Origin of the sequence: Nonomuraea sp. NPDC050680 (assembly GCF_040654555.1) — a bacterium.
Classification (GTDB): Bacteria; Actinomycetota; Actinomycetes; order Streptosporangiales; family Streptosporangiaceae; genus Nonomuraea.
Window position 1 is genome coordinate 121,600 of sequence record NZ_JBFAIF010000015.1, and the last position, 19,442, is coordinate 141,041.

The window sequence follows — 19,442 nt, forward strand, 5'->3', positions numbered from 1 at the left end:
GTGGTAACGGTTAAGCTGATCTATCGTCCGATGTGTACAAGCTGTGATCGAGATGCGGTTTCTGGGATCGAGTAACGGGGCATTTCGGTCGTACCGGGGAGTGTTCCCGTGGGGGGCACTGGGAGCGGGGAGGTGGGTGTGTCAAGCGTGGTGCTACTGCCGTACGCGCCGTCCAGTGTCGCCGTCGCCCGCCAGCGGCTGAGCACTGACCTGCAGGATTGTGGTGTTTTCGCCACCGCGATCGACGATGCCGTCCTCGTGGTGAGCGAGCTGCTGAGCAACGCGCTACGGCATGCGCATCCGCTGCCGTCGGGCATGATCAGGGTGGCCTGGCTGCGGAGTGACGAACACATCGAGGTCGCTGTGAGCGATGGCGGCGCGGCCACCGAGCCCCGCGCCGGCCGGCCGACTCTGTCGTCGCTCGGGGGCAGGGGGCTCGGCATCGTCGAGTACGTCGCGGAGAGCTGGGGAGTCCGCCACGACGGTGACATCACCACGGTGTGGGCGATCTTGCACGCACCCAACGGATTGATGAACGGGCAGGTCCACGCGCTGAGAGAGGCCGGGTAGCGGCCAGCGCTCAGAGAGGCCGGGCGGCCAGGACCGCGCGCTCTCCCACGGTCCACGCCGTGCTGATCAGCAGGTAGAGCCCCGCGGCCAGTGGCAGTACCGCGGCGGCCAGCACCGTGCCGAACGGCATCAGCGGCATGATCTTCCGCATCAGCGCGGGCTGCTCGTCGGGCAGTGTGGCGCTGATCTTGCGGGCCGAAAGCCACGCCACGACCGCGATCAGCGCGATGAGCACAGCAAAGACCAAAAATGGCACGCTAACCAGACCGTAATTGGTGACAATTCCCGCGACATGCTGTCCCAAAGGGGCGCCCAGCAGGTCATGGCCCAGGAAAGCGGTCGGGTGCGTGGCGACCCGATACATCACCCACATGAACGGAAGCTGCCCCAATCCCGGCAGGATCGTGGCCAGCGGCGAGGTGCCTTCCTTCGCGTACAGCTTGGTGGTCTCCTTGGCCAGCCGCTCGGGGTTGCGGGACCACCGCTTCCGCAACTCGGCCAGCTTGGGCGCCAGGCGCTTCTGTACCTGCGTGGCGCGGGCCTGGCGGATGCCGAGCGGCAGCAACAGGAGGCGTACGGCCACGGTGAACAGCAAGATGGCCACGGCCGCGTTGTCACCGGAGACGGCCAGCAGAAATGAGACGAGAGAGTCGAACATGAGCCCTTCAATCAATGAAAGATGGATCAGGGCTCACTGAAGAGAGCCCCGCTTAGCCGGAAGCGGGGCGCGATGACGGAGCTCGTGGCCGTGGCCGGCCGGCCGCCGCGGGGTGGCGCTGGCGCTGGAAGGCCGTGCGCCGGGCATAGATCAGCGGGAAGCCGGGCGCGTCGCCGCCGGTGGCGGGCAGCAGCCGGGCGGCCCAGGTGGCGATCAGCAGGATCGCCACCATGGTCACGCTGATGAGCCAGGGGTCGAACAGGAACAGCGTCACCGTGACGAGGACGACTTCCCGACCAAGGTGACGGCGATGAACACCAGAAGGGCGACCACACCGATGATCAGGGCGACCTTGAGCAGGCCCATGATCATGGGGATCACGAAATTGAACAGCACGAAGAGGCCCAGGAGGGCCCCCAGCACGAGCATGACGACGCGACTCATGCGCCCACCGTACGTCCTGCGAGCATGATCCGCGAGGCTTACGAAGCAATGACGTAAGTGTCGATTCGGCACGCCTCGCCGTACGGTGAAAGGGTGAACACGCGCATCCTGGTGGTCGACGACGACCCGACCGTGGCCGAAGTGGTGGCGCGATATCTGGAGCGCGACGGGCACGAGGTCGAGTGCGTGGGCGACGGCGCCGAGGCGCTGCGGCGGGCGCTGGCCAGCCCGCCTGATCTGATGGTGCTCGACCTCATGCTGCCGAAGATCGACGGGCTGCAGGTGTGCAGGAAGCTCAGGGAGCGCTGGCCGGTCCCGGTGATCATGCTGACCGCGCTCGGCGAGGAGATCGACCGCGTGGTCGGCCTCGAAACCGGCGCCGACGACTACGTGACCAAGCCCTTCAGCCCGCGTGAGCTGGCGCTGCGCGTCCAGTCGGTGCTGCGCCGCGCCCGCGGCGCCTCGGTTACGGGCGGCACGGGCGTGCTGCGTGACGGCGACCTGGTGGTCGACGTCGGGGCCCACGAGGTACGGCTGGGTGGGGCCGAGGTGCTGCTCACCGCCCGCGAGTTCGACCTGCTGGCCTACCTCGTGCGCAACCCTCGTCAGGCGTTCAGCCGCTCGGCGCTGCTCAACCAGGTGTGGGGATGGTCGTTCGGGGATTCCTCCACGGTGACCGTGCACGTCCGGCGGCTACGGGAGAAGATCGAGCCGGATCCGACCGCGCCGCGGCGGATCGTCACGGTCTGGGGCGTGGGGTACCGGTACGAACCGCTCGAAGGCCCGCCACTCGAGGGTGAGTCATGACTCCCCATCCCGCGGTGATGAGCGATCTGGGGATGATCGTGGCGGTCACGGCGGGGCTGGGGCTGCTGGTGGGGGTCCTGGGCGTGTCCGTGATGTGGCGGCTGCGTACTCGCTCGATCGGGGTCATGCTGGCCGTCGTCATGGTGGTCGCGATCGTGGCGACGCTGGCCGGCGTGGTGGCGATCACGCTCAAGATGATCATCGAGGGCGCGGTCAGGGACATCGTGCTCAGCGTGGTGGCCGTCGGCGGGCTGGTCGGGCTGGGGGTGGCGTTCGTCCTGGCCAGGCGGGTCGTGGGCGAGAGCAGGCGGCTGGTGGCGGCGGTACGCGACCTGCCGTTCACCGCGCCCAAGGGGCTGCCGTCGGAGCTGCAGACGATCGCGAACACCCTGGAGGAGGCATACGAGCGGGAGCGCGCCCTGGAAGGGGCGCGGCGCGAGCTGGTCGCCTGGGTGAGCCACGACCTGCGCACCCCGCTCGCCGGGCTGCGGGCGATGGCCGAGGCGCTCGAAGACGGCGTGGTGTCCGACTCCGTGACCGTCGCGCGCTATCACGGCCAGATCAAGCTGGAGGTGGAGCGGCTGTCGGCGATGGTCGACGACCTGTTCGAGCTGTCGCGGATCCACGCCGGGGCGCTGCGGCTCACTCCTGCCCGGATCGGGCTCGCCGACCTGGTCGCCGACACGCTCGCCGGGGCCGAGCCGCTGGCCCGCGCCAAGGGGGTGCGGCTGACCGCAGAGGCCGCCGAGGCGGTCCCCGTGCGGGCGGACCCGAACGCGCTGAGCCGGGCGCTGGGCAACCTCGTCGTGAACGCGATCAGGCACACGCCGTCGGACCGCACGGTCGTGTTGCGGGCGGCCGTCGACTCGGGCATGGCGTGCCTGTCGGTCAGCGACTGCTGCGGGGGGATCCCCGACGAGGACCTGCACCGGGTGTTCGAGGTGGCCTTCAGGGGCGAGGCGGCCCGGACCCCGACCAAAGACGGCGGGGCCGGGCTCGGCCTGGCGATCGCGCAGGGCATCGTGGAGGCGCACGACGGGGTGATCGGTGTGGTCAACGACGGGCCGGGCTGCCGCTTCGAGATCCGGCTGCCGCTGGTCTCGGGATAGCGCGCCCGTCAGGTCGCTCGGGTCGTTCAGATCGCTCAGGTCGATCGGGTCGATCGGGTCGATCGGGTCGTTCAGGTCGTTCAGGTCGATCGGGTCGGGATGTTCAACCGGACTCCGGGAGGGCACTGTTGTCGTGGCCGGCGCCGAACGACTCGGACATCGCGCGGAACGTCGGGCACGGCCAGCGCCACATGCAACTCCGGCACCGCAGGATGGGGTGCTCGGCGTCGCTCGTGATGCCGCCCGCGTCGCGCGGCTGGTGGAGGTCGAACAGCCGCAGCCCGAGCTCGGAGAATCTGAGCAGGTCGGCGCGGGCGTCGGCGAGGAAGTCGAGGTCTTCGCCGGCGAGTTTCGTGTGTACGGGCACGAAGCCTTCGTGATTGATCAGGCTACGCAGGCGCCCCACTCTGTCATGCCACGAGGTGGCCTTCTCTGTGCGGATGAGGATGGCTTCCAGTCGTTCGCGGAGCCGTCGTCGGTGCGGGTCTTCGGGTTTCTCTGTTCTCATGAATGCTCGGGCCCGTGGGTCTCGCCCGGCCCCTCCTTCTCAAGTGAAGTAGTGACCAGAAGCGAGTTGCCGGGCCGCCCCCCTCTCCGGCCATGCCGGTGTCACATAGTCAAGCTTCGCGTACTCTCTGTTTTCATGGAGTCCAAACGGAGGACAAAATCCTGAGGTTGCCCTATCGGCGTGACAACGTGACCGGAAGCCTCCGCGCCGCTAGCCTGCCCATGTGGAGCTCAAGGTCTCGACTCGATCACATGCCGGCCATGCGCTAGTCGCCATCACCGGTGAAATCGACCTCTATACGGCACCCCACCTGCAGGCGGAGTTCGCTCGGCTGCTGCAGGAGGGGCCTAGCCGCGTGGTCATCGACATGTCCGGCGTGGATTTCTGCGACTCCACGGGGATGAACGTCTTGCTGTCCGCGCTGAAACGCGTCAAGGAGCAGGGCGGGGCGCTCGACGTCGCCGCCCCACGGCCGGCCGTACGCAAGATTCTGCAGGTCACCGGTCTCGATTCGGTCTTCACCGTGCATGACGAGGTGCCGCAGGAGTTCCTCATCTCCGAGGGGTCATGAAAGATACGGCAGTCATCGTCCCGGCCAAGGACGAGGCCGACCGCATCGGTGCCACGGTTACCGCGGCGCTCGCCCTGCCCGGCGTCGATCTGGTCGTGGTCGTCGACGACGGCTCGACCGACCAGACCGGCCGGGTGGCGCGGGCGGCGGGGGCCAGGGTGGTGCGGCACAGCCGCAACCGCGGCAAGGCGGCGGCCATGGAGTCGGGCGCAGAAGCCGTGCGCCTGCTCGATGGTGAGACGCCGCACCACTTACTCTTCCTGGACGCCGACCTGGGCGACACCGCCCGGGCCGCCTCTCCGCTGATCGAGCCGGTACGCGCCGGCCAGGCCGACATGACCATCGCGGTCTTCGTCACCCGCGTCAAGCTGGGCGGCCACGGCCTGGTCGTCCGCCTGTCCAGGGACGGCATCCGCAGGGCCACCGGCTTCGAGACCGCTCAGCCGCTCAACGGCCAGCGCTGCATCACCAGAGACGCCTTCGAGGCCGCCCGGCCGCTGGCGCACGGGTGGGGTGTGGAGACGGCGCTGACGATCGACCTGCTGCGCAAGGGCTATCGGGTGGAGGAGGTCCAGGTGGAGATGGCTCATCGGGCCTCCGGCACGGGCTGGCGTTCCCAGGTGCATCGGGCCAGGCAACTACGGGATGTGGCTCTCGCGCTCGCCACTCGGGAGCCGCTAATCACCCAAAACCTCGACAAAATCCGGCCAAAGCGCTAACCCCCGCCGTCCCTTTCCCCGGCAAACTTCCCCAACTTTCCTGATCGGCCGGGAAATGTGCTGTTTTGCTGGCCTGTGGGCATCCGGGGGACGCGGCCTTCGAGCCGCCGACGGAACTGTCGGTGCGGGTCTGTTCACTGGTGCCGGGTGCCGGTGGGCGGATTGGGCTCGCGCGATCGGGTGCCGGGTGCCGGGTGCCGGGTGGGCGGATTGGGCTCGCGTGGTCGGGAGCGTGTAGATCGCACACGTGTCCGGACTCCGGCGTGTGACGTCCGGCATGCAGGCGGTTGCCGGCGGACATCTCGTACGCGTTATGTCCGAAGAGCCCACTAAAGTGGCTCTTGGACGAGCGTGGCCGGGGGCCGCGGTCAACCTCAGGAATGGAGTGTCATGAGCGATGACAGCCCTGCCGCCCAGTCTGCCTGGGAGCGCATTGACACGACCATCCCCCATTCAGCCCGCGTGTGGAATTATCTGCTGGGCGGCAAGGACCACTTCGCGCCCGACCGCGAGGCCGGTGAGCTGCTCCTTCGGACATTTCCTGACTTCGCCGAGGTTGCTCGGCTGCAGCGGGAGTTCCTCATCCGCGCGGTCACGTACCTGGTGGAAGAGGTCGGAGTCCGCCAATTTCTGGACATCGGCACCGGCTTGCCGACGGCCAACAACATCCACGAGGTCGCCCAGCGCACCGCCCCCGAGACCCGGGTCGTCTACGTCGACAACGATCCCATCGTGCTGGTCCACGCCCGTGCCCTGCTGACCAGCACCGAGCCGGGCGTCACCGCGTACATCGACGCCGACGTGCGCAACCCCGACGTGATCCTCCAAGGCGCGGCCAAGACTCTCGACTTCAGCCGGCCGATCGCCCTGGTGATGCTGAGCATCGCCGGACAGGTGCCCGACGAGGACGACCCGTGGGGGATCGTCGACCGGCTGATGGCCCCGTTGTCGCCGGGCAGTTACCTCGTGCTCAGCGACGGCACCAACACCAACCCGGCCTTGATGGAGGCCGTCGCCGCCTACAACAAGGCGGCCGCCAACTCCTATCATCTGCGTGATCCCGCCCAGATGGGCATGTTCTTCGAGGGTCTCGACCTTGTCGAGCCCGGCGTCGTACCCACTCCGCAGTGGCGGCGGCCCACCGACGCGTGGGACGAGCCGTCCAAGCTGGTGAGCGCGGTGTGCGGAGTCGCGCGCAAGCCGTAGGAGCTCCAGGACATCCATCGCGCTCTCTGATCCGAAGCACCTGTAGCCGGCGCCGCGTCGGCCACGGCGGGAGGGTGCATGGAAGCGGGACGCGAACCGGGCCGCACCGAACCGGGCCGCATCGAACCGGGACCCACGTCGGGCCGCATCGAACCAGGACGTGCGTCGGGCCGCATCGAACCAGGACGTGCGTCGGGCTGGGGAGGGGAGCGGGTCCCCGGGGTCGAGGAGTTGCTGGAGGACGTCGCGCGGGGGGACAGGGCGGCGTTCGAGCGGCTGTACGAGGTGGTGGCGCCGCGCGTGTTCGGGCTCGTGCTGCGGGTGCTCCGGGACCGGGCCCAGAGCGAGGAGGTGGCTCAGGAGGTTCTGGTGGAGGTGTGGCGCAACGCGGCGCGCTTCCAGCCGGGCCGGGGCTCGGGGATAGCGTGGGTGCTGACGATCGCGCATCGCCGGGCGATCGACCGGGTCCGCTCGGCTCAGGCGAGTATGGATCGCGAGGAGCGGGCGGCCCGGATGGACGTGCACCGGCCCTTCGACGAGGTCGCCGAATCCGTCGAAGGCCGGCTCGAACGCGAACGCCTGCGCCGCTGTCTGCAGGGCCTGACCGCGTTGCAGCGAGAGTCGGTCACCATCGCCTATTACGGCGGATATTCCTATCGTGAGGTCGCTGAGCTGGTCAAAGTCCCGCTCGCGACGGTGAAGACCAGGATGCGGGACGGGCTGATCCGGCTGCGCGACTGCCTGGGGGTGGAGCGATGAGAGGTATGGCCGGCGGGCCCGATCCGCACACGCTGGTCGGCGCGTACGCGCTGGACGCCGTCGACGACGAGCTGGAGCGGCGCCGCTTCGAGGACCATCTGAGCGGGTGCGCCGAGTGCGCGCTGGAGGTCGCCGCGTTCGCCGAGACCGCGGCCCGGCTGGGTTCCGCCGTGGCCGTCGAGCCGCCGCCCCGCCTCAAGGAGCGGGTATTCGCCCAGATCGACCAGGTCCGGCAGGTCCCGCCGGCCATTGCCGTACCCGCCCAGGAAGACAGCTGGGGGACACAGCGGCGTCCCGAGCGACGGGCTGGGCCGCGCCACGAGGGGCGGTCCCAGCGGTCCCGGCGGCCTCGGCCGTGGCTGCGGTGGCGGCCGCTGGTGGCGGCCGTGGGCGTCGCGGCCTGCCTGGCGGCGGTCGTCGTGTTCGGTGCCGGCGCCTTGCGGGCCCGTGACGAGCTGGACCAGGCACGGCGGATGAACCAGGAGGTCGCCGCGGTGCTGACCGCGCCGGACTCCCGCATCGCCACGGCCTCGGCCAAGCAGGGCGGTCGCGGCACGGTGGTCGTGTCGCGCTCGCGGGGCAAAATGGTGTTCCTGGCCGCCGGGCTGGCCGGCCTGCCGGAAGGCCAGGTCTATCAGCTCTGGCAGCTGGCCCCTGGACGGATCAGGTCGGCCGGGCTCCTCAGCGCCGACGCCGCCGGGCGCACACTGCCGGTGATCGCCGCGCCGGGGCCCGGGGTGGCCAAGCTCGGCGTCACCATCGAACCGGCCGGCGGCTCCGCACAGCCGACCACCCGGCCGCTGTTCCTGGTGAACCTGCCCGCCACCTGACCCCGACACCGCAGAGTACGGTCACCGGCCGGTGCCCGCCACCTGACCCCGACACCGCGGAGTACGGTCACCGCCCGGTGCCCGCCACCTGACCCCCCGACCGCCATCCATCCACGCTGATTCATCCACCGTCGCCCATCCATCCGGGGGGGCAGCCTCGAATACCTGCTACGGCAGCGCCGGCGAGCGCGTCACTCCAGGCCATCTCGTGAGTGACGCGCCGACCGGCCCGTTGTTGAACTGTTATCCGGCGCACCGCGTATCTCCACGTGACCCATCCCCACACCCCCAAGGGGAAGCATGCGTTGGACCACGATCGTCGGCGCGCTGCTGTGCGCGACGCTGACCGGTGGGTGTGCCGCGTCGGCGGCGGAAACGCCCGCCGCCATGGCCGCCTACGACCAGCAGGACGTCACCTTCAGCCAGGAGATGATCACTCATCACCGGCAGACCATTCAGCTGGCCGAGCTGGTCGCGAAGCGCACCGACACGCCGTACGTGCGCGAACTGAGCCAGAAGCTGGAGACCAACGAGAAGGCCGACATCGAGAAGATGTCGTCGTGGCTGAAATCCTGGCAGGTGGCCGTACCGGCCGAGGACACCAAGGGCGTCGCCCAGCAGGTCGCCCAGCTGACCCCGAAGTCCGGTAAGGCCTTCGACACCCTCTGGCTGTCGCTGATCTCGCAGCACCTCGACCACGGTGTCATGATGGCCTCGTCCGCGCAGAGCGGCGGGAAGCACGGTCCCACGATCGAGATGGCGACGCGGCTCGTCAGCGAGCAGACCGCCCAGATCGCGGAGATCAAGGAGCACCAGGCCTGATCGTGACCCGTACACAGGACTCGCAGCGGCGGCAGGTGGGCGCGACGCGCGCCAGGCTGCCGATGCGTCTTGCGCGGTCGGCCTCGTTCACGGCCGTCTGCGTGGCCCTGTCCGCCATCGGGCACTGGCTGGCGGGCGGCAACGCCCCGGGGCCGGCCATGGTCGCGGGCGCGGGCGCCGTCGTGCTGGTCGCGGCCACCGCGATGGCCGGCCGGGAGCGATCCCAGCCGATGATCATCGGGCTGCTCGGCACGGCGCAGGTGGGCCTGCACGTGCTGTTCGCCTCGACGGGCGAGTCCCCGCACCTGGCGGGTGTCCACGGCCAGAGCACCTGGCCCGGCATGTTCCTGTGTCACGCCGTCGCCACGCTGCTGACCGCGTGGTGGCTGGCCGGCGGCGAGGCCGCCCTCTGGTCGTTGCTGCGCCGTCTCGCCTCGCGCGCCGTACGGATCCTCACGCCCGTAGCCGGCCCTCTGTGGCCGCCCGCCGCCCCCGTGGCCGCGGATCTCGTTCCCGACCGGCCGCGCGAGCGCATGTTGCGGTACGCGGTCGTACGGCGCGGCCCACCACTTCGTTCTGCCTGACCCCCCAACGACGCGAGTAGTCCAGCGCGTCGTGTCCGGCATTTCCGAAAACGAAGTGGAGACTTCCATGTTCTACCGCCGAATCGGCACCGTCGCCGCGGCAGCCCTGGCCCTCACCGTGGGCCTCGCCCTCCCCGCCCTCGCCCATGTCACGATCAACCCCGGGACCGCGGAGAAGGGCGGCTGGACCAAGCTCGCCTTCCGGGTGCCCAACGAGCGTGACGACGCCTCGACCACCAAACTCGTCGTCACCTTCCCCACCGACCACCCCCTGCCCTTCGTCTCGGTCAAGCCCGTGCCCGGCTGGAAGGCCGAGCTGACCGAGGGCAAGCTGCCCGAGCCTGTGGTCGCCGACGACGGGGACAAGGTCACCGAATCCGTCCTGAAGGTCACGTGGACCGGGGGCAAGATCGAGCCGGGACAGTTCCAGGAGTTCGAGGTGTCGGTCGGGCCCTTGCCCAAGGACGTGGACGAGATCGCCTTCCCGACCGAGCAGACCTACACCGGCGGCGAGGTCGTCAAGTGGGCGGACGCCCCCAAGACCGACGGCACGGAGGCGGAGCACCCGTTGCCCACGCTGAAGCTGGTGGCGGCGGCGTCCGACGGGGAGCACTCCGGGATGGCCATGACCACGGCGGCACCGCCCGCCGCGCAGCAGACCGTCGCGGTGATGAAGCAGTCCGCCTCGTCGCCGGCGTCCGATGGCACCGCCCGGGTCATGGGCGTGGCGGGCATCATCGCCGGGCTCCTGGGCGGTGGCTTGGGACTGGCGAGCCTCAGGCGCCGCTCCCCGGCCGCCTGACTAGCCAGTTATCTCCCCGACCTGACGCGCCGCTGTCGCCCCTTCCCGATCAGTCGGCCGCTAGCCTGTTCACACCTGCGACAGCGGTAGCGGCAGGCGGAGGGGGAGCGGCGATGAGCGACATCCAGCAGCGGGTCTCGTACGGGGACACGGCCGGCGGCCGCGCATCCGTGGTGACCGCAGCCACCCAGCTAGTCGCCGGCCACTGATCCCTGCGTGAACGAGTACTCCAGGCGATTGTTCCTCCGGCTCGGCGGTGCCGCCGTGACCGGCGGGCTGATCCCCACCTCGCGGGGATCAGCCCACCCGGCGGACTTCGCCCTCCTGCGCCGCCGATGGCGGGACGTGACGGCGGGAGCGGGGTTCGACGCGACCGCGGAGCCGTACCGGACCAGGCTCGTACGGCTGGGCGGCACCGCGGCCGGCTACCGGGACACCATGGCGCCGACCGGCACGTCGCTCTGGCCCGGCCTGGCGTTCCCGTCCTTCGTCCAGACCCCGGTGCGGCTGCAGGCCATGGCCCGTGCGTACGCGTTACCCGGGACCGGCCTGACCGGCGACGCGAGCCTGGCCGCGGCCGTCGCCACCGGCCTCGATCACTACCGGCGGCAGGTGTACGCGGCGGGCGCCCGCCCGGTCGGCAACTGGTGGCCCTGGCAGATCGGCACCCCGAAGCGGCTCCTCGACGTGGCCCTGCTGATCGGCCCGCACCTGACGGACCCTCAGAGCCGGGCGCTGAGCGAGGCCGTGGACCACTTCGTGCCCGAATGGCGCCTGGGCGACTACAGCGGCAACAGCACCGGAGCCAACCGGGTGGACCTGTGCACGGTGATGCTGTTGCGCGCCATCCTGAGATCCGACGCGGACAAGGCCGCGCTGGCCGTCTCGGCGCTGGCCCCGGTCTTCCCGTACGTCACCGAGGGTGATGGTTTCTACCGGGACGGCTCGTTCATCCAGCACACCTCCATCCCCTACCAGGGCGGATACGGAATGGTGATGCTGTCCGGCCTCGCGACGCTGTTCGCGGTGCTGCGCGGCACTCCGTGGGAGGTGACCGCCCCGAACCTCTTCGACATGGTCGAGCGGTCGTTCGCGCCGTTCGTCCACGACGGCTTCTGCATGGACCTGGTCAGCGGGCGGGGGATCAGCCGGGATCCGTACGGTGACCACAGGAGGGGGCGGCTGATCGCCTCGGCGATCCTGCTGCTGGGGGACGCGGCGCCCGTCGCGGCGCGGACCCGCTGGCAGGGCATGGTCAAGGGCTGGGCGGTGCGTGACACGGTCCAGCCGATGCTTGAAGAGGCCGATCTCGGGTTTCATGCCCGCCTCGCCGCGATCCTGGACGACGAGACGATCCCCGCCGCGCCGGAACCGGCCGGGCACCGGTTGCTGCCGATGAGCGCCCGCGCCGTCCACCGGGGGCCGGGCTGGTGCGCGGGGCTCAGCATGGCCTCCTACCGGATCGGCCACTACGAGCACGGCAACGGCGAGAACTTACGCGGCTGGCACACCGGCTCGGGAATGCTCTACTGGTGGGCCAAGGGCCACGGCGACCAGTACTCCGACTCCTTCTGGGCCACCGTCGACCCCTACCGGCTTCCGGGCACGACCGTCTCCACCAAGCGGCTGGCCGACGGCGCCGGCGCGGCGTGGGGTGACACCTGCCCGCCGGGCCGCTGGGTGGGCGGCGCCACCGACGGCAGGTACGCGGCGATCGGCCAGCACCTGAACGGCCTCCAGAGCACGATGGAGGCGTTCAAGTCGTGGTTCTTCCTCGACGACGCCGTGGTCTGCCTGGGCGCCGGGATCACCGGGCGGGACGGTGTGCCGGTCGAGACCATCGTGGACAACCGCCGGACCGGCGCGCTCCTCACCCTCGACCAGAAGGCGGGCTGGGCGCACCTGGCGGGCCATGGCGGCTACGTCTTCCACGGCCTCCTGCGCACGCTGCGCGACGACCGCGCCGCCGGCTCGGTGACCCGGAGCTATGTGACTCTCTGGCTCGATCACGGGATCGACCCCGACGCGGCCGGCTACTTCTACGTGCTCCTCCCGGGGGCGACCCCGGCGCGGACCCGTGCCCGCGCCACCGACCCGACCTGGCTGCGCGTCCTGGCCAACACCGCCCGTCAGCAGGGCGTCCAGGTGCCGTCGCTCGGCCTGACCGCCGTCAACTTCTGGAACGCCGGAGCGGCCGACGGCCTGACCGCCTCCGCTCCGTGCGCGGTCCTCGTCAAGGAGTGCGGCGACGGCACGGCCACGCTGACCGTGTCGGATCCCCGGCGCGACCTGAGCGAGCTGACCGTGACCTGGGACCGGCCGGTGACCCGGGTGCTGCGCGGCCATCCGCTCCTGGTGAGTGCCACGACGGGCGCGCGGCTCACCCTCCGGTGGGGGCGGCTGTCGGACCGGGGCGGCAGCTCGAAGACGATCACCGTGAGGCTGGGCTAGCGGCGACCCGGTCTACAGGTCCAGGCGGACGTTGTAGGACTCGAGCCAGACGTTCAGGTCCAGGGCCAGCTCCAGGCTCATCCTCGACATCGTCGTGGTCGTCTTGCCGACCGGGCCCGCGGTGATCTCCCTGACGGCCGCCGCGTCGAGCAGCGGCAGGACTGGCGCCTTCCCGGCGCGGACGAGGTCGCCCAAGGTGTCGCGGAGTGCCTGCTCATAGGCGACGTCCTGGGTCGCCGGGTAGGGGCTCTTGACCCGCCGCCGGATCGACTCGGGCACCAGGTCGCCGGCGGCGGCGCGGAGCAGGCTCTTCTCCCGGCCGTCGAAGGTCTTCATCGCCCACGGTGTGTTGAAGACGTATTCGACCAGCCGGTGGTCGCAGAACGGTACGCGGACCTCCAGGCCGACGGCCATGCTCAGCCGGTCCTTGCGGTCCAGCAGGACCGGCAGGAACCGGGTCAGGTGCAGGTAGCAGACCTCCCGCATCCGCCGTTCGAGGCCGTTCTGACCAGGCAGGTACGGCACCTCGGCCAGCGCGCTCCGGTAACTGTCGGCGGTGAACGACGGTAGGTCGAGCCGGTCGAACAGCGCCCGGTCGAGCAGATCGCTCGGACCGTGGTCCCGCATCACCATCGCGAGCCACGGGAAGGTGTCGGCCTCGACCGCCTGCGGCGCGTGGAACCACGCGTACCCACCGAACAGCTCATCGGCCGACTCGCCGGACAGGGCCACGGTGGAGTGCTCGCGGATCGCCCTGAACAGCATGTACAGGGAGCCGTTCATGTCGCCCATGAAGTTCGGGATGTCGTAGGCACGCACCACCGACGACCGCAGGCGCGGGTCGGCCAGCTCCGCGGTGTCGAGCGTGATGTCGGTGTGGTCGGCGTCGACGTAGCGCGCGAGCTCCTGGACGAACGGCGCGTCCGGATCACCACGTAGCTCGTCGGGCTGGAACTTCTCCGCGTACCCGGCGAAGTCCACGGCGAAGGACCGGATCTGCCCGTGCTTCCTGGCCATCGCGGTGATGGTGCTGGAGTCCAGGCCGCCCGACAGCAGGCTGCACAGGGGCACGTCCGAGATGAGCTGGCGGCCCACGATGTCTTCGAGCAGGGCGCGGATCGTGCCGACGGTGACGTCGAGGTCGTCGGTGTGCTCGCGCGGCTCCAGCGCCCAGTAGCGGCGGATGGCCGGCCCCTCCCGACGTACCCGGAGCAGGTGGCCCGGGCGCAGCTCGCGCATGCCCTTGAAGACGGCCCGCTCCGGGCTCCTGCCCAAGGTGAGCAGTTCGCGCAGGCCGTCGGTGTCCACCACCGGCTCGGCCAGCGGGTTGGCGAGGATGGCCTTCGGCTCGGAGCCGAACAGCACGCCGTCGCGCAGCGGGTAGTAGTAGAGCGGCTTGACGCCCAGGCGGTCGCGCACCAGCAGGAGCTCCTGGTCGCGGTCGTCCCAGACGGCGAAGGCGTACATGCCGTTGAGCCGGTCGGCGACGCCCGCACCCCATTCGAGGTAGCCGTGGAGCACCACCTCGGTGTCGCTCCTGGTGTGGAAGCGGTGCCCCTTGGCCGCCAGTTCGGCCCGCAACTCGACGAAGTTGTAGATCTCCCCGCTGTAGGTGATGACGACCGGGCCCTCGGCCGTCATGGGCATGTGGCCCCCCTCGACGTCGATGACCGCGAGCCGCCGGTTGCCGAGTATGGCGTGCGGTGACAGCCACAGGCCCCGATCGTCCGGGCCCCGGCAGCTCATGGTCTCGGTCATGGCCTGGGCGGTGCCGTGTTCACTGGCCAGGTCGCGGCTGAAGTCCACCCATCCGGCGATTCCGCACATGCGAAAGTCCTCCCAAGGGTTTGGGGGTGTCGTCATATCGGGATACGTGCAACGTATCCGCGCATAGGCGGTTGGTCTATGGACGGGAACGGAAGGCTCGTACAAAGCAGGCGCTTAACAGCTGAAATAGCAGTATCGGGCGGACCTATCAGGCCTAACTGGATTTGCCGAAATTGATCGACCCGAAAATGTCACCTGCTTGGAGCACCGGGCCGGTGATCTGGGCGTCGCCGCTGATCGTGTTGGACACGTCGTGCTTGATCTGGACGAGCCGGGCCGTCTCCGTGGTCCACGACGTTAGGTTCTGCCCGAATTCAGCGTCTTCCTGTGCGCGTTCGACCAGGCTTTTGGCGGTTTCCTCCGGAGTCGGTGCTGTTTCGATGGCGGCTACGGCGTCGTCGCCGAAACGGCGGCGTACGAGGCCCGTCAAAGAGGTCCAGGCATTCTTGCCGGCTTCGCCCGCGGCGCCGCCGACTATCGCGGAGATGACCGCCGCCAGCGCGGGAATGACGCTCGGATCCATCGCAAGCTCTTTTCGTCAAGGACGTTCTCCCAGACTAGCGCTCCGCTTGCCACGATCCAGTGCGACGGGAACACTACTGAACCGTGGCTGGGCCGGAGAGCGGTGGGCAGGCGAATGACGCTGATATACGCAACGAAGTGTCCGGACAGGTGTCCGGCGGGGTGGTGCAGGCCAGGGACATAGGGTCGGTGACCATAGGCGCCACGCCTCCGCCGCCCGTACGGATCCCCCGGCAGCTGCCCGCCGCGCCGCCCGGTTTCGTCAACAGGACCACGGAGCTGGCGCTGCTCGACCGCCTCCTTCTCCTTGAGGAGGGACCCGCGATCGCGGTGGTCAGCGGTCTCAAGGGAGTCGGCAAGAGCGCGGTCAGCCGCCGCTGGGCGCACCAGGTCCACGAGCGGTTCAGCGACGGCCAGCTGTACGCCGACTTCGGCGAGCTGCGGCACCGGGGCGGCACTGAGGTCAGCGACGTTCTCGGCGGGTTCCTGCGCGCGTTCGGCGTCCACGAGGAGTGGATCCCGGCGGAGCTGCCGGAACGGGCGGCCATGTTCCGCTCCATGACGGCCGACCTGCGGCTGCTCGTGCTGCTGGACGACGCCGAGCACGCCGCCGAGGTGACGCCGCTGTTCCCCGCCTCCGCCGCGAGCGCGGTCGTCGTGACCAGCCACCACCAGCTCGGCGAGCTGCTCGTCGCGGGCGCGCGGCCGGTCAGAGTCGCGCCGCTCCAGGACGAGGAGGGGGTACGCCTCCTGTCCGGCATGCTGGGCGAGGACCGGGTCGCCGCCGAGCGGGAGCGGGTGAGCGAGCTCGTACGGCTGTGCGGCGGCCTGCCGATCGCCCTGCGGGTGGCCGGGGCGCGGCTGGTCCAACGGCCGACGTGGACGGTCGATCGGCTGGTCGGCGAGTTGCGGGACGCCGAGCGACGGCTGGACCACCTGAAGACGGAGGGCAGAGCGATCGTCGAAGCGGTTTTCGACTCCGCGTACACCGGGCTGCCGGAGCAGGCGGCCCGGCTCTACCGCCTGCTGGGCACGCTGCCCGGCCCCGGCTTCTCGGTGGGGGTGGCGCGGGCCGTCCTGGAGGGCGAGCCGGATCACCTGCTGGACCTGCTGCTCGACGCGAGTCTCGTCGAAGAGCTCGACGACGACACGTACCGTTTCCATGACCTGGTCCGGCTGCACGCGGCCCGGTGCGCGCGGCGCGTGGACCCGCCCGAGGCGCGGGAGGCGGCGCTGCGGCGGGTGGCGGAGTGGTACCTGGGGCAGGTGGCCGCCGCCGACGCCGCCATGGGTCCCCGGCTGCGCCTGGCCGACCATCGGGAGCGGCTGTCGGCCGTCGGCCTGCCGTTCGCCACACCCGGCGCGGCCCTCGACTGGCTGGAGAAGGAGCGCTCCAACGTGCTCGCGCTGCTGCGCGCGGCGGCGGCCCGTGAATGGGACGAGCTGGTCTGGCAGCTGGCCGAGGCCCTGTGGCCGCTCTACCACGAGCGCAAGCACTACGCGGACTGGATCGAGACCAACCGGCTGGGCGTGGCCGCGGCGCTGCGTGGCGGCGACCACGCCGTGGAGGCCAGGATGCGGAACCAGGTGGCCCGCGCCCACCTGGAGCTCGGCGAAACCGACCAGGCCCAGGCCGAGCTGGTCCTCGCGCGCAGGGCGGCCCGCGAGGCGGACGACCCGAGGATGGAGGCGGTCGTCCTGGAGTCACTCGGGCAGGCCGCCCTGGCCCGAGCGGCCGCCCTGGAGTCGCTCGGCCAGGCTGCCCGAGCCCAAGGGGAGGCCCTGGAGTCGCTCGGGCAGGCCCGGGACCTGATGGAGGATGCCGTCGCCCACTTCGCCGCCGCGCTGGCCATCCACGAAGGGCTGGGCAACACGCGGGGGATCGGCCTGCAGAGCTACCATCTCGGCCTGGTCCACAGCCGGGCGGGCCGACACGAAACGGCGATCGCCGCCTTCGATCGGGCCTTGGCTCTCATGACCTCGGTAGGTGACCGGCTCAGTCAGGGGAAGATCCACCTCGTCCTGGGTGAGGCCCACCGCGAGCTCGGTCACTCCGCGCAGGCGCTGCACTCGGCGCGGATCGCCGCGGACATCATGCGCGAGCGCCGCATTCCGGCCAAGGAGACGCGCGCCCTGGAACTGCTGGCCGACCTCGACCGCAGGGACGCCGGGCGCTATCTGCGGCAGGCCATCGCGGTCTGTCTCGCCTCGGGCAACCTGCCCAAGGCCGAGGAACTCCGCGCCCGCCTGAGCGACTAAGCCAGACGGATGGCCGCTTCCCGTTGGCCGACCCGGACGGTGGTCAAGGGGCCGTCGCCGTGGGCCAGCCAGCCGTACACCGCGGACGGCAGGCATCGGGGGTCGAGGTCGCCGCGCGCTCCGGCGGCCGCGTTGACGTCGAACCGCCGCCCGTCCCGCAGCGCCAGCCGGACCCGCCGCGCACCGGCCACCTCGGCCGTCATGAGACAGCCGGGGTAGCGCCGCAGAGTCTCCGCCGCCCAGCCGTCGGCCGGGTCCCCGCGCACGATGATGGCGGCGCTCTCCAGCCGCCGCCGGTCCGGCTCCTCGGCGTCCACGACGAGATGCGGATCTCGTACGCGCTGCCCCGCGCCGGTCACGGGGAGGCGCTGCCCCGCGCCGGTCACCGGGAAGCGGCGCAGGGACACGGTGCCGTCCTGGACCTCGGCTTCGACCAGGAAGGAGAGCACCTCCCCACGCTCTCCCAAGGGATCGGGCAGCGCGGTGGCGGCGGGCTCGGGGCCGGGTTCGAGGTCCATCAGCCGGTACGCGACGTGCCGTAACAACGTGCCCGCCTGGCCGGACTCGCCCAGCGTCCGCTCGGTGACCTCGTCATAGGCGCCCGGCCGGTACGTGTCCATGACCCTCTCGATCTGCCCCGGCAGGTCCCGCAATGGGTCGAGGCGGGGCAGCGCCCGCGACAGCGCGGCCGTGGGGGAGGCCGGATCGAGCTCCTCGGCCTCGCGACCGGACGAGGCCAGGAGGGTGGGGCGGCCCAGCGCGGCGCCGTAGAAGGTGACCGACCCGTGATCGCCCACGACCACGTCCGCCGCCAGGAGCGCCGCCTGCCAGCCCTGCCGGGGAGGGAGCAGCACCAGACCGGCGTCGAGGGCATCCCCCAGCCACAGCCGGACCTGCAGGCCGCCGTGGCCGTACCAGACGTTCGGATGCGCGGCCAGGACCACCTGGTACTCGTCCACCGGCAACTCGGCCGTCAGTCGCGCGACCAGGTCGTCGTTGGCGCCGAGCAGGGAGTGCTCACCCCAGGTGGAGCTGATCAGCACCAGCTTGCGGTCACCGGTGCCGAGGGCGCGCCGGTAGCGCTCGCGCCGCGCGGCGTTCGCCAGGATCCGGTCGAAGCACGGATCGCCGGTCACCACGGCCAGAGGCACCGCCTCCGGGCATTCGCCCGCCAACCGGGTCAGCTGCTCGTGATGCGGCAGGGCGATGGCCGCCGGTACGAGTCGGCCGTCGTGCATCAGCTGGCGCCGGGCGAGACCCGAGACGCCGCCCGCCGCGGGGAGCAGCCGGTTGTGCCCGGCGCCGTGCGGGACCAGCAGCAGCGGGGCCCTCAGCCGGTGCAGGTCGCCGTTGGCGCTGGCGGAGACGGCCAGGTCGAACGGCGTGTCCACGGCCTGTGCCCAGGAGACGACACGTGCCTCGACGTCCCGCAGATAGTCGCCGATCCCGTCGTCGAACGCCGAGCCCGCGGCGACGGTGAACAGCACCTGGACGCGAGGATCCGAACGGAACAGCGGCAGCACGTCCAGCAGCCGGCTCGCCGAGGTGACCGTACGCGCCACCACGAGGATGTTCCGGCTGGTGCCGACCGTGCGCCAACGGCGAGACCCGGGGCCGATCGGTACACGAAGCCAACCCTCGCCGCTCACCACCACTCCGACCGGCCCGATTCCTCAGTAAAAGCCCACCATATGACGCGGACCCGTCGTACAGGTACGCGACCGTCCCATTCTCCGGGAGGTCCCGTCGATGCGGCGGCGCGGGCGGCCGGTCAGTGAGGGCCGCTCGCGGCCGAGCACCGGGCAATCACCTTTTCCGTCATTTACCATATTCCTGGCGTGTCGTTGAAGAGCCGGGGGAAGCGCCGAGCACCTCTCCGGCGATGGCGAGGAATTCCCGGCACGATGCTTTGGGGCACTCCTCCTCGTGCAATCCCGTATTTCACGACATATCCAGCACATTCGTATTATATGGCGGCATGATGTGAAATGAGG

General features: G+C 70.4%; 20 protein-coding genes. 13 read left to right on the plus strand and 7 right to left on the minus strand.

All coding sequences use genetic code 11. From position 1 onward, the window contains the following. Positions 1-138 precede the first annotated feature (138 nt). Positions 139-570, plus strand: coding sequence for an ATP-binding protein (locus tag AB0H88_RS36885; protein ID WP_357652811.1), 432 nt, complete (start codon positions 139-141; stop codon positions 568-570). 10 nt (positions 571-580) lie between these two features. Here AB0H88_RS36885 and yidC read toward each other — a convergent pair whose 3' ends face one another. From yidC to AB0H88_RS36900, 3 genes are read right to left on the minus strand one after another with little or no spacing between them, the layout of a single operon-like run. Beyond that, positions 581-1,228 carry a membrane protein insertase YidC gene (yidC, locus tag AB0H88_RS36890; RefSeq protein WP_357652813.1) on the minus strand — a complete coding sequence of 216 codons (648 nt, stop codon included), beginning with the start codon at positions 1,226-1,228 and terminating at the stop codon, positions 581-583. Between the two features lie 52 nt (positions 1,229-1,280). Next, positions 1,281-1,502: a DUF6412 domain-containing protein gene (locus AB0H88_RS36895; protein ID WP_357652815.1), complete on the minus strand. Its 222-nt coding sequence runs from the start codon at positions 1,500-1,502 to the stop codon at positions 1,281-1,283. Next, positions 1,499-1,672 (minus strand): hypothetical protein, encoded by a 174-nt coding sequence (locus tag AB0H88_RS36900; RefSeq protein WP_357652817.1) that lies wholly within the window; start codon positions 1,670-1,672, stop codon positions 1,499-1,501. Before AB0H88_RS36900 ends, AB0H88_RS36895 begins: the two co-directional genes overlap by 4 nt. 93 nt (positions 1,673-1,765) lie before the next feature. Here AB0H88_RS36900 and AB0H88_RS36905 point away from each other — a divergent pair, with 93 nt between their 5' ends. Then, complete coding sequence (locus AB0H88_RS36905; RefSeq protein ID WP_357652819.1) at positions 1,766-2,479, plus strand: response regulator transcription factor; 714 nt, start codon at positions 1,766-1,768, stop codon at positions 2,477-2,479. Beyond that, entirely contained in the window at positions 2,476-3,588 is a 1,113-nt protein-coding gene (locus tag AB0H88_RS36910) for a HAMP domain-containing sensor histidine kinase (protein WP_357652820.1), read from the plus strand. Before AB0H88_RS36905 ends, AB0H88_RS36910 begins: the two co-directional genes overlap by 4 nt. A gap of 103 nt (positions 3,589-3,691) precedes the next feature. On the opposite strand, the gene AB0H88_RS36915 is transcribed toward AB0H88_RS36910, so the two are convergent. Further along, the gene (locus tag AB0H88_RS36915; RefSeq protein WP_357652822.1) at positions 3,692-3,955 is read right to left on the minus strand and encodes a hypothetical protein; all 264 of its coding nucleotides are present in this window, start codon (positions 3,953-3,955) and stop codon (positions 3,692-3,694) included. Between the two features lie 364 nt (positions 3,956-4,319). Between AB0H88_RS36915 and AB0H88_RS36920 the strand changes: the two genes are divergently transcribed. The 9 genes from AB0H88_RS36920 (at position 4,320) to AB0H88_RS36960 (ending at position 12,840) form a co-directional block, all read left to right on the plus strand. Further along, positions 4,320-4,667, plus strand: a complete 348-nt coding sequence (locus tag AB0H88_RS36920; RefSeq protein WP_357652824.1) for an STAS domain-containing protein — start codon at positions 4,320-4,322, stop codon at positions 4,665-4,667. Continuing rightward, positions 4,664-5,386, plus strand: coding sequence for a glycosyltransferase family 2 protein (locus AB0H88_RS36925; RefSeq protein ID WP_357652826.1), 723 nt, complete (start codon positions 4,664-4,666; stop codon positions 5,384-5,386). The genes AB0H88_RS36920 and AB0H88_RS36925 overlap by 4 nt, the downstream gene beginning before the upstream one ends. A gap of 390 nt (positions 5,387-5,776) precedes the next feature. Further along, positions 5,777-6,592 (plus strand): SAM-dependent methyltransferase, encoded by an 816-nt coding sequence (locus AB0H88_RS36930; protein WP_357652828.1) that lies wholly within the window; start codon positions 5,777-5,779, stop codon positions 6,590-6,592. A 78-nt stretch (positions 6,593-6,670) separates the two neighbouring features. Next, on the plus strand, positions 6,671-7,351 hold the full coding sequence (gene sigK, locus AB0H88_RS36935; RefSeq protein WP_357652830.1) for an ECF RNA polymerase sigma factor SigK: 681 nt from the start codon (positions 6,671-6,673) through the stop codon (positions 7,349-7,351). Then, on the plus strand, positions 7,348-8,181 hold the full coding sequence (locus tag AB0H88_RS36940; protein WP_357652832.1) for an anti-sigma factor: 834 nt from the start codon (positions 7,348-7,350) through the stop codon (positions 8,179-8,181). Before sigK ends, AB0H88_RS36940 begins: the two co-directional genes overlap by 4 nt. A 300-nt stretch (positions 8,182-8,481) precedes the next feature. Continuing rightward, positions 8,482-9,003 (plus strand): DUF305 domain-containing protein, encoded by a 522-nt coding sequence (locus AB0H88_RS36945; RefSeq protein ID WP_357652834.1) that lies wholly within the window; start codon positions 8,482-8,484, stop codon positions 9,001-9,003. 2 nt (positions 9,004-9,005) lie between these two features. Next, entirely contained in the window at positions 9,006-9,587 is a 582-nt protein-coding gene (locus AB0H88_RS36950; RefSeq protein ID WP_357652836.1) for an MFS transporter, read from the plus strand. A gap of 67 nt (positions 9,588-9,654) precedes the next feature. Next, positions 9,655-10,389, plus strand: a complete 735-nt coding sequence (locus tag AB0H88_RS36955) for a YcnI family protein (protein ID WP_357652838.1) — start codon at positions 9,655-9,657, stop codon at positions 10,387-10,389. A gap of 216 nt (positions 10,390-10,605) precedes the next feature. Further along, the gene (locus AB0H88_RS36960; RefSeq protein WP_357652840.1) at positions 10,606-12,840 is read left to right on the plus strand and encodes a polysaccharide lyase 8 family protein; all 2,235 of its coding nucleotides are present in this window, start codon (positions 10,606-10,608) and stop codon (positions 12,838-12,840) included. Between the two features lie 12 nt (positions 12,841-12,852). Here AB0H88_RS36960 and asnB read toward each other — a convergent pair whose 3' ends face one another. Further along, positions 12,853-14,667, minus strand: a complete 1,815-nt coding sequence (asnB, locus tag AB0H88_RS36965; RefSeq protein ID WP_357652842.1) for an asparagine synthase (glutamine-hydrolyzing) — start codon at positions 14,665-14,667, stop codon at positions 12,853-12,855. Positions 14,668-14,821: 154 nt separating this feature from the next. Further along, positions 14,822-15,190: a hypothetical protein gene (locus tag AB0H88_RS36970; RefSeq protein WP_357652844.1), complete on the minus strand. Its 369-nt coding sequence runs from the start codon at positions 15,188-15,190 to the stop codon at positions 14,822-14,824. A 137-nt stretch (positions 15,191-15,327) separates the two neighbouring features. On the opposite strand from AB0H88_RS36970, the gene AB0H88_RS36975 reads away from it, so the two are divergent. Next, the gene (locus tag AB0H88_RS36975) at positions 15,328-17,448 is read left to right on the plus strand and encodes a tetratricopeptide repeat protein (RefSeq protein WP_357652846.1); all 2,121 of its coding nucleotides are present in this window, start codon (positions 15,328-15,330) and stop codon (positions 17,446-17,448) included. Here the strand turns inward: AB0H88_RS36975 and AB0H88_RS36980 are convergent. Then, positions 17,445-19,010, minus strand: a complete 1,566-nt coding sequence (locus AB0H88_RS36980; protein WP_357652848.1) for a hypothetical protein — start codon at positions 19,008-19,010, stop codon at positions 17,445-17,447. The genes AB0H88_RS36975 and AB0H88_RS36980 overlap by 4 nt on opposite strands. Between the last annotated feature and the right edge of the window lie 432 nt (positions 19,011-19,442).